This window comes from Collinsella sp. AM15-2 (assembly GCF_003471985.1).
Lineage (GTDB): Bacteria > Actinomycetota > Coriobacteriia > Coriobacteriales > Coriobacteriaceae > Collinsella.
The window spans coordinates 52,863-66,894 of the sequence record NZ_QRKO01000013.1 but is presented as its reverse complement, the minus strand read 5'-3'; the positions used below and the strand labels follow the sequence as shown (position 1 = coordinate 66,894).

Annotated in this window: 10 protein-coding genes; 6 read left to right on the top strand and 4 right to left on the bottom strand. The window is 50.8% G+C overall.

The features are described 5' to 3' along the window. Positions 1-112, bottom strand: a 112-nt coding sequence (locus DW171_RS06945) for a sugar phosphate nucleotidyltransferase (protein WP_255413390.1), incomplete at its 3' end; no start/stop codon positions are given. 581 nt (positions 113-693) lie between these two features. Between DW171_RS06945 and DW171_RS06935 the strand changes: the two genes are divergently transcribed. The 3 genes from DW171_RS06935 to DW171_RS06925 all read left to right on the top strand — a co-directional run bounded on the left by DW171_RS06935 (position 694) and on the right by DW171_RS06925 (position 5,715). Further along, positions 694-1,119 carry a hypothetical protein gene (locus DW171_RS06935; RefSeq protein ID WP_055252554.1) on the top strand — a complete coding sequence of 142 codons (426 nt, stop codon included), beginning with the start codon at positions 694-696 and terminating at the stop codon, positions 1,117-1,119. A 381-nt stretch (positions 1,120-1,500) separates the two neighbouring features. Further along, the gene (locus tag DW171_RS06930) at positions 1,501-3,972 is read left to right on the top strand and encodes a glycosyltransferase (protein ID WP_158571033.1); all 2,472 of its coding nucleotides are present in this window, start codon (positions 1,501-1,503) and stop codon (positions 3,970-3,972) included. Positions 3,973-4,947: 975 nt separating this feature from the next. Next, complete coding sequence (locus DW171_RS06925; protein ID WP_055252552.1) at positions 4,948-5,715, top strand: phospholipase D-like domain-containing protein; 768 nt, start codon at positions 4,948-4,950, stop codon at positions 5,713-5,715. Between the two features lie 313 nt (positions 5,716-6,028). Here the strand turns inward: DW171_RS06925 and DW171_RS06920 are convergent, their stop codons facing one another. Further along, positions 6,029-6,664 (bottom strand): hypothetical protein, encoded by a 636-nt coding sequence (locus DW171_RS06920; protein ID WP_118270796.1) that lies wholly within the window; start codon positions 6,662-6,664, stop codon positions 6,029-6,031. A 273-nt stretch (positions 6,665-6,937) separates the two neighbouring features. Here DW171_RS06920 and istA point away from each other — a divergent pair, with 273 nt between their 5' ends. Then, a complete protein-coding gene (istA, locus tag DW171_RS06915) occupies positions 6,938-7,744 on the top strand; it encodes an IS21 family transposase (protein ID WP_055252549.1) in 807 nt (268 codons plus the stop codon). 31 nt (positions 7,745-7,775) lie between these two features. Here istA and DW171_RS06910 read toward each other — a convergent pair whose 3' ends face one another. After that, positions 7,776-9,830: a DUF2142 domain-containing protein gene (locus DW171_RS06910; RefSeq protein WP_055252548.1), complete on the bottom strand. Its 2,055-nt coding sequence runs from the start codon at positions 9,828-9,830 to the stop codon at positions 7,776-7,778. Positions 9,831-10,703: 873 nt separating this feature from the next. Here DW171_RS06910 and DW171_RS06905 point away from each other — a divergent pair. Beyond that, positions 10,704-11,705, top strand: coding sequence for a glycosyltransferase family 2 protein (locus tag DW171_RS06905; protein ID WP_055252547.1), 1,002 nt, complete (start codon positions 10,704-10,706; stop codon positions 11,703-11,705). Between the two features lies 1 nt (position 11,706). After that, positions 11,707-13,287, top strand: coding sequence for a hypothetical protein (locus tag DW171_RS06900; RefSeq protein ID WP_118237750.1), 1,581 nt, complete (start codon positions 11,707-11,709; stop codon positions 13,285-13,287). Positions 13,288-13,710: 423 nt separating this feature from the next. On the opposite strand, the gene DW171_RS06890 is transcribed toward DW171_RS06900, so the two are convergent. Then, the gene (locus tag DW171_RS06890; protein WP_055252467.1) at positions 13,711-14,031 is read right to left on the bottom strand and encodes a DUF2304 domain-containing protein; all 321 of its coding nucleotides are present in this window, start codon (positions 14,029-14,031) and stop codon (positions 13,711-13,713) included. Between the last annotated feature and the right edge of the window lies 1 nt (position 14,032).

The window sequence follows — 14,032 nt, the reverse complement described above, 5'->3', positions numbered from 1 at the left end:
GCGGGTAGTAGATCATGGGCTTGTCGTAGACCGGCAGCAGCTGCTTGCTGGTGACGAGCGTGAGCGGGTACAGACGCGTGCCCGAGCCACCCGCGAGGATGATGCCTTTCATAGGTTGGACCTCCAGAGTTGGGTGTACACAGATGATATAAGTATACGCGAGGCCGAACCTAGGTTGCAGAACTGCACAAAAGAAGGACGGAGAGAGCCAAGCATGCAGCCTCTTTGGTTCACGTCCTTACGGACCACAAGACTCCAACCATTGGACCATATTTGGTCCAATGCGCTGTTCAGTTAGCCATTGACACAAACACGCACTACAGGGTCGCGGACGAGCTGGATGAGGCGGTGGGCACATAACGGCGTGCGAGGTGACGGAGCGCCTCTACATCCACTCGTACCAAAACCTAGGAGACGGGGAGGTTGCTGGGGTCATTGAGCGAAGGGACGCCCTCTCGTCTCGAGGGACAGACCCCGAGGAGATATGGGCGAACTCGTTTGCCGCCGCGCTCCTCATGCCGGCACAGGTCGTAGCGAAACTCTGGGCGGGCAATTGTAGCATCGGTGAGATGACGGACATACTCGACGTATCCGTAACCGCCGTGGGCCATAGGGTGGAAAACCTTGGGCTGCGATAGCGCAGACCAGCGCGGAAGCAGGTCACCAAAAGGGACACAAGAGGCAATCGACCTCATGGGTTCGGCACAAAGGAGAGCAAACGTCTTCCCCATCGAAAGCGCCCATTTAGACGAGGTCAGGGTCGAATGCTCGAGCGAGGAGCGGGAACGGCGAGCCAAGGCGGCCCAGGCCGAGAGCGTGGTCAAGAGGATGGAGGCGGAGAACGACCTTCGGTCCGAACTCGGAAAGGCCGCGCTCAAGTGCGTCAAGTGGCAGCTGGTCGCATGCAACACCCTCGTCGTCGCGTACACCGCCCGTCTCATGTGGCTGCAGCGCGAAATCCCTACCGAGGTGATAATTTCCTGGATGGGCGCGACGACCGCCGAGATCATCGGAATACTCTGGGTGATAGCGAGGAGCCTGTTTCCGTTCCAGGACGAACACAGGTCCGCAGACCTGGAAAAGAGTGGCGGCGGCCGAATCGGCCACCCCAGGAGATAAGGGTCGCCCCAATGGCGGTTCTTTCTTTACGGAGGGGGCCGGGGGATTCGAACCCCCGGGCCTAGGACACACCTCGCACGTCACGTCAATCCGTTCGTTGGGCGCAGCCCCCGCCTAGGACCCTTGCAGCCCCTCCAACAAACAAGACAACTTTCATAATAACCCCCTTGAAGTCAATGGACCCGAAATGAGCAACGACTAGGAAGCAGAGCGCCGCGAGGACAATAACCTGAACCTCAACAGCGACAGAAAGCGTGATGTACGTAGATGTCCTCTTCGATGTTAACACAGCGGAACGGAGCGTCTGACGAACTCATAGCGACACATCTAAGAATGCCAGAAATCACGGAACTCCTCTCTGCATTTATAGCGAGACATGAAGTGAATAAGTACAATGAGCAGTGTCCAACAAACGAAAGGCAAACAATGCGAGTCGAAACAACCGGAGTATGCAGAGGAAACTGGAAAATCTACCAGCAACTTAAAATAGAAGGCATCCATGAAGGCTCCAGCATAAAAGCTCAAGCGGCAACGGATGACGACCGCCGCTTACCTTTGTCTCTTCTAAAATTCAAGGACAATAACGGCGAATCGAACTCATACGTTCTTGTAATCCCCGACCCCGATACCCGAGCCATTAAAATTGAGTTTAACGAAATCGGCAAAGACGGTTGCAACCTGAGCAGCGACTCCCTTTCGCTCAATTGCAAGAACATCAAATGGGAGTCGCGTCTTAACTACAAAATTAAACCTGACATGTGCAGCAAACTCCGAAATTACGATGACGTTTCAGAGTTTGAGATGGCGACGATTGATTTTTGGCAGTGCATCGAAGATTCAAACGAGTATATCCTGAGGTGCACGGTTAGAACACCGTACCGCAATGACTCGCAAATCAAACTTCGCTGCCTCGACCGGTTCCTCAATGAGGTTGGGCTGAGCATAGTCAATTTCGGTTCAAATGTAACGAGCGTTGGATTTACATCCGAGAAAAAGCAACTTGAAACGCAGCTCTCGATCCGCATGCCAAAGGCGTTTGATCGTTACTATTTTATTATTGACGATCAAAATCACCCATCATTCAGTGCATTTGACTGCTTAACGCCTGATAAATTAGGCTTGCTTCTTGAGGAGACCAACTTCCTCTTTACCCATGCGCAGTTTGACCCTGAATACCCCGAATGGTTTACAGAGCATAAGGCAACCATTGGTGCACTGGAGAAGCAGAGAAAAATCGTCTTCAATAGCGCTCCGAAATTCAGCATCATTGTCCCTCTTTACAACACGCCCATTTCGTTTTTTAACGATATGGTCGAATCCGTAAAAAACCAGTCTTATGCAAACTGGGAGCTCCTCCTAGTTAATGCAAGCCCTGACAATCAGGAACTAAAGGCTCGCGTTGAGCATGAGGTAGCCCGCGACAACAGAATTAAATCAATTACCCTTGCCGAGAATAAGGGCATTTCCGAAAACACAAATGCCGGAGTAGCTGCTGCTTCGGGCGATTTCGTCAGCTTCTTTGACCATGACGACATCCTTGAACCGGATTTGTTGTTCTCGTATGCCGAGGCAATTGAAAACAATGATAACGTTGATCTTCTTTATTGCGATGAAGACAAACTCATGCCCGATGGAAAGCTGGCACAGCCGTTCTTTAAACCGGATTTCAATATCGATTTACTCAGAAATAATAACTATATATGCCACATGCTTACCATCCGTAAGTCCCTTCTTGACACTCTAGAACCGAATACGAAAGAGTTCGATGGAGCCCAGGATCATAATTTGACTCTCCGGGCCGTTGAAAAGGCAAGGAATGTCCACCATGTTGCAAAAGTTCTATATCACTGGCGCCTAAGCGAAACATCAACCGCGGCTAATGCCGACAGCAAGCCGTATGCCACTATCGCAGGAATCAAAGCAGTTCAGAATCATTTGGACAGGCTTGGGCTCAATGCAAAGGTTGAACAGGCACGTCGTCCCTTTACATATAAAGTAACCTATGCCGCGCCAGATTCCCATCCGCTCGTTTCGATCATCATTCCAACCAAAGATTACGCTAATATCCTCGATAACTGCATTACGTCAATTGTCGAGAAATCCACATACGACAATTACGAGCTTGTGATAATCGAAAATAACAGCACGGAAAATGCGACGTTCGAGTATTACGATAAGTTACAAGCCAAATACCCTGATATCGTTCGCCTTGTTACCTGGGAGCACGAATTTAACTTTTCCAAGCTCATGAACTTTGGAGTGGCCCGTGCCAAGGGAAATTATCTCTTGCTGCTGAATAACGACACCGAAGTGATTACGCCCAATTGGATTGAAACTATGCTTGGCATCTGCGCACGCGAGGATGTTGGCGCAGTTGGTGCAAAACTCTACTATCCCGACAACACCATTCAACACGCTGGCCTATGCGTCACGGGCGGCGTGGCAGGACATCTCTGCCAAAGCATGCCAAAAGACAACTGGGGCTATTTTGCACTCAACGATGCGCAGCAAGATTTCAGCGCCGTCACGGCGGCTTGCATCATGACCAAACGAAGCGAATACGAAAAAGTCGGAGGTTTCACCGAAGAGCTTCAAGTCGCATTTAATGATGTTGACTTTTGCCTAAAGCTTCGCGAGATTAACGATCTGATTGTATACACGCCCGAAGTCGAGCTGTATCATTACGAGTCAATTTCTAGAGGCGTTGAAAACAACACGGACAAGCAGATTCGCTTCCACAAAGAGGTCGCGTACATGAATTATCGCTGGGCAAACTACTATGTCGAAGGCGATCCATACATGAACCCGAATTTCACCGTGGGAGAACCTGGAAATCGCTATTACCACTTGTGAGATCTAAATGCAGCCTCACAATAGGTGCAAGCAATATCATTGCATATAGATAAGGGGGACGGGGCCTCCATTCCCCCGCCCCCCTTATTGCGGCGACATAATTGTGAGTTACTGATTCCTTTTTCTGTATTTAGAGAAAGGAATCTCATTGACTGAGTAATCGTCTTTCTCCGTACCACTTATAACGCGCTTCAGTACCGCCATTCAAAAACGTGAAAATTGCCCTTCAGTACCGCCAGCGGCGCGCTTGAGTACCGCGCCCCAGCGGTCCGCCGCCTATACACTCGAAACGCCATACCATTAGTCGAGAGAAAGGAACAGATTATGGCAAGAAGGTGATTTCCGACGTTGATGACCTGCAAGCTTTCTCTGGAAAAGTTGCCCCTCTATACGATATGCTTCTCTCAAACAGAAAAGAAATTGTCGCTCTCATCGAGCTTCGTGACACTCTGCTGTCTAAACTTATGTCAGGTGAATTCGATGTCTCTAGTGTTGAGCTTTAAGGATAATTTCAGGCGGTGCCGATGTACTCAGTAAATGGTGTCGACTTGCAGAGCAGTGAGCTTGAGGGGTTGAATCTGCTAGTTGCGGCTGAGGGGGAAGTGAGGGTAGCGGTTTTGTTGCCGAGAATCACCTTCATCTCACGGGCGAGAAGTACTGTTTCATCGAAAAGTATATTGAGCTCTACAACGGCCTACACGAAGCGGGCTTGATAAAAGGCCATGGTAGCGATGGTGGATTCCTCTTTGGGGGAGTCACTCAAAGAGGATTTAATTTCGTAGATGATTACGCCACCGTTGTTGCCCTGAACAAAGAGGAGAAAAGGTAGCAGAAGCTTCATGATTACAAAATTGCTGCATTCGGAATTATCGGAGGCTTATTGAGTGGTGCGCTCGAAAGCTGGATGGTTGAGGCACTCAAAAACATCCTTGCTCCATGCAGCTAAATGCCTAGTTTCTTATGTTGGAGGATGTAATGGATGACGAATTATTCGTAAGGACTATGATTGAGGTCTTGAAATTCGATAAAAAGTATTCAGGGAAAAAAGACGACTTATTGCCCATACTCAGAAGAGTCACGCTGAATAGAAAACCCCAATGGGGGTTTGTGCGGCATGGGCGCCCTAATCAGCGATACGAAGATATTGAGCTGCGCATACCCGTACCCCTTCTGAATGAAGCCAATAATCAATATGACGATTTGTACGACATAATCAATTACGTGTACGAAGAAAGCGATGAGTATGCTTTAGGAGAATTGACCCTTCGCCCAAAGATTATTCAATCCGAAGATGTTGAATACACGGAACATGATGTCGTGTTTACCAATATTCAAGAAGAAATTATCCAAGGTATCCGGGATGCGCGGTATTCCATCTGGGCTGCAGTGGCATGGCTGACCAATCGGGCCTTTATAAATGAGCTCAGAGCAAAAAGGCAGCAAGGCGTTTCCGTGAGATTGATTGTCTCAGACGAGGATGCCAATCGTCCTTACTATGGCCAGCTTAGTGGTTTTGATACCGTTCTCATCTCGCGTTCTGGTTGGCGTGAATGGAACCGTATGCACGATAAGTTTTGTATCATTGATTTTGAGTACGTAATGCATGGCTCATACAACTGGACAAAGACAGCAGAACATAATGATGAAACGCTAGCGACCGCCATCGATAGAGATTACGTAAAGAAATTCTCTGATGAATTTGTTCACCTTTACCGTAAAGGGAGAAAGTTGGATATGGCCTAACCGTTACTTGATAATGCAAAGGTAAATAATCATTTGTTGCTCATGGCAATAGAGATGCCGGATCTGAGCGCCTTGTCGAGTTTTGAGATTTCTGCTGTTCTCTATGGAAATGTTGAGACGTAACGAGAGGTGTGCAATATCTCGATTCATCCGATCGGTTGCGCGTCGTTTATTCTTGAGTAATAGACTTTCTCCGTTCCACCTGCAACGCGCTTCGGTAGTATCATCCAAAAATGTGAATATTGCCCTTCGGTACCGCCCGCGGCACGCTTGAGTACCGCTCGCATCCGCGCACGCGTGTTTGTGTCAACGGTCAACTGAACACTGTGGCACGCCGCCCCAGAACTCGTACATGTGCACGTGGCAGCGCAGCCAGGTGCGCTCCCTCATGTCCAGCGTCGGCTCGAAGTAGGCCTTCTGGCTGAACGGGAGCACGCCGACGAACAGGTAGATCTTCGAGACCTCCCCGGTGACCGGGTTCACCAGCCCCCCTGCCGACCGTCGGGCCGGACCAGTCGACCTCGCAGGACACGCCGGCCTTGTGCTCGATGCGCTTGGTCAGGTTGTTCGCCACGGTGTAGTCCCCGTAGCGCTCGCAGAACCTGGTGTAGCCCATGGCGACCATGTGCTCGCGCGAGCACTTCGACTTGTACTCGTCGTGCAGCAGGCGCAGGTTGACGCCGACCTTCGCCATCTCGGCGTGCACGTAGGACCAGTCGGGCTCCTCGAAGACGCTCTCGCGCGCGTTGCGGTCGGGGTAGAACAGCTCGTAGACCCGCTCGTCCCCCATACCCTTCACCTGGTCCCAGGTGATGCCGCGATCGTCCGCAATGTCGAACACCTCGCAGACGCTGCCCATGGACATGTGCCTGGTCTTGGCGATCGACCTCCTCGACATGCCCTGGTCGCGGAGCTCCATTATGAGCTTCGCCCTTATCTTCCTTGCCATGTGGTTTCTCCTTCCGTGGATCGGTTGCATGGCAAGCCGATTCTACGGGCGGAGGAGGGGCGATACGGAAATGGCGGAACGGGCGATACGGAAGGAGCGAAACGTCTGGATGGGAAGCGATACGGAAAGCGCGAAACAGGTGCTACTCAGAGCGCGCAATACTCACCGCCCGCGGCGCGCTTCAGTACCGCTCGCATACGCGCCCGCGCCCCACCGGTCCGCCGCCTATACGATCGAGACGCCATACCGGTAGTCGAGAGAAAGGAATGGATCATGGCGAGAAGGATACCGGCGAGGGAGGTGCCCAGGCTGAGGTCGTCGAACCTATCGCTCAACGCGATCGCCGCCGCGCTGCACGCGTCGAAAGCCAGCGTCTCCGTCGTGCTCAGGGCCGCGGCCGAGCACGACGTCGCCTGGGAGGAAGCGGAACGGATGAGCGCCGGGGAAGTGTACGCCCGCCTGTTCCCGGAGCGCGAGCAGCCGGGGCCGGTGTACCCGGACCCGGATTGGGACGCGGTCCACGCCGAGCTCGCGAAGGTCGGCGTCACGCTCAGGCTCCTGCACGGCGAGTACCGCGAGGAGTGCGCCGCGCGGGGCGAGGCGGCCACGTCCTACGACCGCTTCTGCAAGCGGTACAGGCAGTTCACGGTCAGCAGGAACGTCGTGAGCTGGGTCGGCCGCAAGGCGGGCAGGAACATGGAGGTCGACTGGTCCGGTCCGACCATGTCCCTCGTCGACCCGGCGACCGGCGTCGTCTCGAAGGTCTACCTGTTCGTCGCCCGCCTGCCCTTCAGCAGGTACAGCTACGTCGAGCCGGCCCTCGACATGAAGCAGGACACCTGGCTGCGCTGCCACGTCCACGCGTTCGAGTTCCTCGGAGGCGCCACCCCGTGCATCGCGCCCGACAACCTCAAGACCGGCGTCACCGCCCACCCGAGGGAGGGCGAGGTCGTGCTCAACGCCGCGTACGAGGACCTCGCCGCCCACTACGGGTCGGCGGTCATGCCGGCGAGGGTCCGCAGGCCCCGCGACAAGGCGACCCGGCGTCGTCGACCTCCTCGGTCAGCCACTAGTCTATAACCAGCAGCTCGCCGCGTGGCTGGCCACCAAACTACCAGATTACTATGAAATAATACGAACATGCTGCGGAGAAAAAGACCATAATTGACGTAAGAAGCAGCATAGTTATTCTTGTCGTGCTTTCTTCCTTTATCAATTTGCCTGAATTACTGATCTGTATGCCCCCTGTAGAAAAAGAAGGGGCAAGCAAGGCAGCGTATAGCAACAGCGGAGTAAGGTATCGTGCTTGACAACCTGCAATGGTATCCGATCCAACTGATGTAAAGCTCACATATAAAGCCGTGCAAACAAGAGCAATCGATGATGCGACTATAGTAAGAACCCACAACCTACCACACAGGCTCAATCCAAAAGTCTTCGTTTTTGGACTATCAATTAAAGATCCAACGACGAGAACCGTAAAGGGCAAGGCTGAGCTCCATTGCAACACAACCGGAAGAGAGACGCCCATATAAGAGAATGAAAGCGAGTACATATCGGAATTAACAGGGGAAATATAGCCCAATATGAAGTTGATGAGCGTGTATGCGTAATCCAACGGATGAGAGAGAATATACGCGATTTGACCTGACGCACTAACATCAGATCCCCCGCGGGCATCCCCTGCTTGCGCATCAGCGCTAAATAGCATTGGCAACACAAATGATAAAACCATTACGAGCCCGAAGGCGACTACGAAACCGATATAGCGTTTGTAAGCGGTGCGCGAGGAAAACTTGGCTCGGGGCATAAGAAGTAGCAGACCAATGACTGGAAAGTAAATTGCCTTTGGAGCAAGCCCTAGGAATAACGCAGTGACGATTTTTAGCAGGCTTTTGATTGTAAGTCGCTCGAGCGGACGGCTAATTTCTCTCACTACCAAAGCAGCTGCAAGCATGAGAAATGACGTCACAACAGGATCATACGAATAATTTGAAGCGAGAAAAATACTCGTCGGAAGAAGACCAATGAGCATCATGGACAACTTTTTAGTAGGGATAATACGGATGGCGAAAGCAACAACTACTGCATATGAAATAAGGTTGCCCATCTTACCAAACATGAAGCTCACCAAAATTGGAACATGGAATACGCGAGCTACCCACAGACCGATTGCCGATGGAACATACCCGAATGTGGAGACCGTAGTGAGGCTGCTTTTCGATATGGGCGATGCAAAACTTGCCTGCTCCATATATTCGCCCGACTGTTCAGCAGAAGCACCCGCTTCAGCGACCTCATCCACCGACTCGCGGAGCAATTCATGGTCTAAATTCACCGCAGCCCAGGGCTTGGTGACGAGCAGTTGATCCGCGTATGAATACTCCGAATGTCCTAGGTATGACAAACCGAGAGCCCTGTCGTAATGAATCTCGTCATCCCAAGAAATCGCGGTTACCGGAGGTGCGATGAAAACTAAGAAAGATCCCAATAGTAGGCAAGAGCTGAGAAAAAAAAGCTCGACCCTTCCCTTCTTCCAGAAATAAAAGAACGCACCAACGCCGACAAGGAACAAGCAAATCAACAGATAAGTTAAACGACCCGCAACTACACCGATTATCTTAGAGACAAAGTAACTAGGCACCAAGCAAATTATTGCGACAAAGAGGGTCATCAGCGTGACACCCGGAATAGAGTAGACAAACAGTTTGCCAATAGACCTTTGATACGAATGCCCTGAAGGCCCGATCTTGGGAACCGCGGCGTACGAATTGGAGACATGTACGATTATGCAGCCCGAAATAGCGACGAAAAAGATTAGAATACGTCGCTTGCTCCAATCTGATAACTCTAACGGGGTAGACAACGGCGCTCCCCAAAGCGTAAACACCTCAAGAAGAATGGCACCTATAGCGCTTAACCCAATGATACAAGCGAGCATCTTGGGAGAAGAAACGCCATATTTGGTCTGTTTCGGAGTCCTAAGAAAGAAATGATACGAATAAGCAATGAGTACAGCTCCGACAAACGCAGCCAGGGCATAGACAAAAGCCGCGGAAGGACGTAGCTTGATAAAGGCCAGCGACGCAGCAGATAAAACGCCGACGAGCAACGCGGCAATTACCCCAATATCCGCCTTACTCAGATCGGCCTTCCCAATAGTCATCTTTCTTTATCCTCCAAACCTCAAGCGGGGCTAAGGGCAGTTTCAGAGTTTTCCCCTCACTTGCTATTCTGCACTGGTTAGTATCGATACAGCATGCCTGGGCTCAATCGATTTCTCATCATCTGATGATACAGTGAGCCCTCTTGGCTATTTGCTCATTCTCAAGTTCTTGTTCCAAGATTAGCAACATCCCGCGCAATTTTGAACGGCGCCTTGCAAGGCATGCCCTAGACGCAATAAATAAGATGAGAATTACACATGAAGCGGAAAACCAAATAATCAGAGAGGCAATGGTGCTATCCGCAGAAATCTCACCATTGCCTCCCTTGTACCATTCTGAGAAGGCCCAGCCGATAGTAGCTCCCGGAAAACCCATGCCACTGACATAAGCGAAACGATCTCGCCGTCCCCATTTGCGGCATCAAGCAGTGCAAGCAGGATTCTTACTTACTGCGCCAAACCAAGCTCCATCTTTTGAGGAGCCTCGGATGTGCAGCTTGAACAAAAAGAAATTCTAACCAAACGCCTCCCGGAAACTTTCTTATCGTTGTTACTCATTTTGAGCTCATACTCCGCACAGCCCAAAATCCCAGAATCGCCGTGACATCGTTTATGCGAAAGCATATCCGGGATTTTTATATTTAATATCCCTAACACACTCCCCAACTCACCTGCAGCGCTACGTATCTTCTTGATCGTCCAATCACTTCATAAGCGCAAGCTATTCAACGCGAGAATTCTCGCGGCGTTTCAGTTTGGGGATTTTTACCATGGTTGATTCGTCAGGAGATGACGAGTCTAGCACCGGGGCTGCGCCGCGAGGTGGAGTATAATCACTTTTCGTTGAACGTTTTGTCCGTGAAAGGCAAGTGCATGCAAAGCGATGATACTCAGACTCCGTCCCCGAAGCCGATTCTGTGGATGGTCATTCCTTGTTACAATGAGGAAGCTGTCTTGCCGGAAACATCTGGGACGTTTTTGTCTGAGCTCAGCGGATTGATTTCGGCCGAAATCGTAAGTGATAAAAGTAGCATTCTGTTTGTAGACGATGGGTCGAGTGATAGCACATGGACCATCATTGAAAGACTCTCAAACGACGATGCTCATTTCAGGGGAATATCACTGTCAAGAAATCGAGGTCATCAGAATGCCCTTCTTGCGGGGCTTATGGAAGCGCGTAAGTACTGTGACGTCTCCATTTCTTTGGATTGCGACGGGCAAGACGATATCTCGGCCGTATCTAAAATGATTGAAAAGTACCTGGACGGTAGTGACGTCGTATATGGCGTTAGAAACGACAGGTCTACCGATACGTTCTTTAAAAGGATGACTGCGGAGGCTTTCTACGGCATGATGAAAGAGATGGGGGTAGATACCGTCTTCAATCATGCAGATTATAGGCTCTTGAGCCTTGCCGCTCTGGATGGGTTGTCGGAATATGGAGAATCAAATCTGTTCTTGCGCGGAATGGTTCCGTTGATTGGGCTTCCCAGTTCAACCGTTGAGTACTCGCGCGCAGCTCGCGTTGCGGGTGACAGTCACTATCCCCTACGAAAGATGATCGCTCTCGCTGTTGACGGGATAACGAGCCTTTCGATTAAGCCTATCCACCTAATTAGCGCGGCGGGCGCTGTAATTGGCCTCGTTGGCCTATTGGGGACCTTTTGGGCGATCCTCTCTTATTTCTCTGGGGCGACGGTTTCGGGCTGGACGAGTACCATCTGTGTCATCTTGTTTTTGGGTGGCACGCAACTCCTGAGCCTCGGTGTTATCGGCGAGTATGTGGGCAAGGCGTATCTTGAGACAAAGAGTCGCCCGCGCTATCTAATCGAAAAGAGAACGTATGAAAGCAACCGACGAAACCTAAGGGGCTAACGTGGTCGAATCTTGTCCTGCGACACGTGGAGTCGTTAAGATTCCGTGGTTTTTGCGTTTTGGCAGATGTGTCGCTTTGGCGTATTTCTCGCTTGCCCTGCTTGCCGTTGCTTTCCTTGCCCCGCGCCTGCCTTATGCCTGCAAAGGGGAGGAGGCATCCCTTTCTTTACCTAGTCTGGCTGTGGTTGTGATAGTGGGGCTCGTTGTCTCTGTGGCATTGGCTAAGAGACGGCCAAAGGCGAACGTGGACTTCCTTGGTCTTCAAATGTTTAGACGCGTTAGCATTTCATTGGCCGTGGTAGTTTTCGTGCTTCAAATCTGCCTAATCAATAGCATATATTTTGAGACAGGCTGGGATGTCGGTGTGCTGATGTCGGGGTTGTCCGATGAGGGAGCCACGCTGGATTATTTCTCGCGCTATCCCAACCAGCTGTTTTTGCTTTTTATCTTCAAGACTGTGGGCCACTTTTGCCAACTTATTGGATTCCAAAACGTATACCTCATGCTTGACGTGGTGGGAGCAGCGTGTGTTACTTTGGCTGTTGTTCTGACCTCCTTTGTTGTGGCGAGGCTGGCGGGTTTTGGTCCTGGGTACTATACGCTTGCGTTCGGCTGTTTGTACTTGAGCTTCTCTCCTTGGATTGCGGTTCCTTATTCAGATACGTATGGAACTATCTGCCCCGCGCTGGTCTTGTTTCTGTACAACAATACTGGCCGAAGCCCGTTACGCACATTCGGCATGCTCTTTTTCGGCGTGGTCGGATACTTTATTAAGCCTACGGCCATCTTCGTTGTTGTCTCAATTGTGCTTATAGAGGCTGCATGCGCGATAAGTCGTCGAAGGTTTGTCGTTGACGGGCAGTTGGATTGCTCTCAAATCAAATCGCTCTTTTTCCAATTCGCTGCGATCACATGTGCTCTTGTTCTCTCGTTTGGCGCCAACTCACTCGCAAGGGAGGCGGGTCCGGTGATTGACGCCGATAAATCCTTTTCGATGGCTCATTTCTTGATGATGGGATTTAATGACGAGACTTATGGGTGCTACTATGAAGACGACGTTATCTATTCCGCCTCATTTGGTAGCCAACAGGATAGATCACATGCAAATTTCGAAAAGTGGGCTGAGAGGTTAGAGTCTCTGGGTCCCCAGGGTGTTTTGAAGTTGATGGTCCAGAAGACTATTTCGAACTATTCGGACGGTACTTTTGCGTGGGCTGCTGAAGGAAACTTTTTTTTGAGTACTCCTCATTCTGACAACACGCTGTCAAAGTTCTTTGGAGAAGACGGCTCTTTCACGCTGTTCCAGGTTTTTGCCCAGCTTTGCTGGATGTTTGTCCTGGTCGGTATGTGTCTGAACTGGCTGAAGTTCCCTAGATCAAAGACGGAGTATGTGGTTTTATGTTCGGTGTTCTTGCTCAGCGTGTTTTTGATGCTGTTTGAGTGCAGGGCCAGGTATATGTTTCTCTATTCTCCATTTTTTATTGCGCTCGCGGTGCTTGGATGGAGAAACCTGATTGATGTGTTTGCGAAGCGATTCTCGGAAAACAGACTGTCTGGCCGAGAAAGACTCCGCGGGGTTTAACTTGCGGCGAGAAACCTCTTTCTAGACCAGTAGTTCTACATCATAACAACGGCTATGGCGGCAATCTTTAACTATTCTGTAGTCCAGGTTCGCCAAGTAGGTTCTAATCCACATGCAAATCTCATTGATGACCAGACCTGGTAGTGCAAGGGGTTGAATTGTCACTCTTGGATATTTAAATGAAGGCCGCATTTAGATGGTAGCTATCGAGGAGGGACCTGCCGGCATCCGTAGCGCATTGAATGCCGTGAACATGTCGTGCATGAAGCGAGGGCTAAGCTGTGGGTGAGCTTGTCGAGCACGGTCACGTGCACCCCGGGGTAGTTCTTCACTACGTAGTGCACGAAGCTGGACCCGATGAAGCCGCAGCCACCGATGACGATGATGTTGGTGGGTTCGAAGGGCATAAAGACTGGTGTCATGCTACTTGAGAGCGAGCTCTTCAACAAGTGCGTTCACGCGACGTCTGAGCTCTGCAATCTTTACCGTGTTGGAGAACTCTCGATAAAGAAGCAGCGCAATTGCATAGAGGAATACGAAGTTCGACGGGCTTTCGAAGCCAAGGGCCCCTGCGAGCCAGAAGGCAATCTGGGGAACGGCTGCAAACACGACAAAGCTCAAAGCAAAGAACAACCAGAACACGGAGTCGAGAACCTGTATCTGAGCCTTACGGAGCTTCTTCACTATCACGAACAAGATGGCAAATGCACCCAGAATGAGTACGACCCTTAAAACGCTAGACATA

Coding starts and splice junctions, on each gene's coding strand:
- DW171_RS06910 (WP_055252548.1), bottom strand. CDS start 9,830: ATGACTATTGGGAAGGCCGATCTGAGTAAGGCGGATATTGGGGTAATT.
- DW171_RS06890 (WP_055252467.1), bottom strand. CDS start 14,031: ATGTCTAGCGTTTTAAGGGTCGTACTCATTCTGGGTGCATTTGCCATC.
- istA (WP_055252549.1), top strand. CDS start 6,938: ATGGCGAGAAGGATACCGGCGAGGGAGGTGCCCAGGCTGAGGTCGTCG.
- DW171_RS06935 (WP_055252554.1), top strand. CDS start 694: ATGGGTTCGGCACAAAGGAGAGCAAACGTCTTCCCCATCGAAAGCGCC.
- DW171_RS06920 (WP_118270796.1), bottom strand. CDS start 6,664: ATGGCAAGGAAGATAAGGGCGAAGCTCATAATGGAGCTCCGCGACCAG.
- DW171_RS06905 (WP_055252547.1), top strand. CDS start 10,704: ATGCAAAGCGATGATACTCAGACTCCGTCCCCGAAGCCGATTCTGTGG.
- DW171_RS06925 (WP_055252552.1), top strand. CDS start 4,948: ATGGATGACGAATTATTCGTAAGGACTATGATTGAGGTCTTGAAATTC.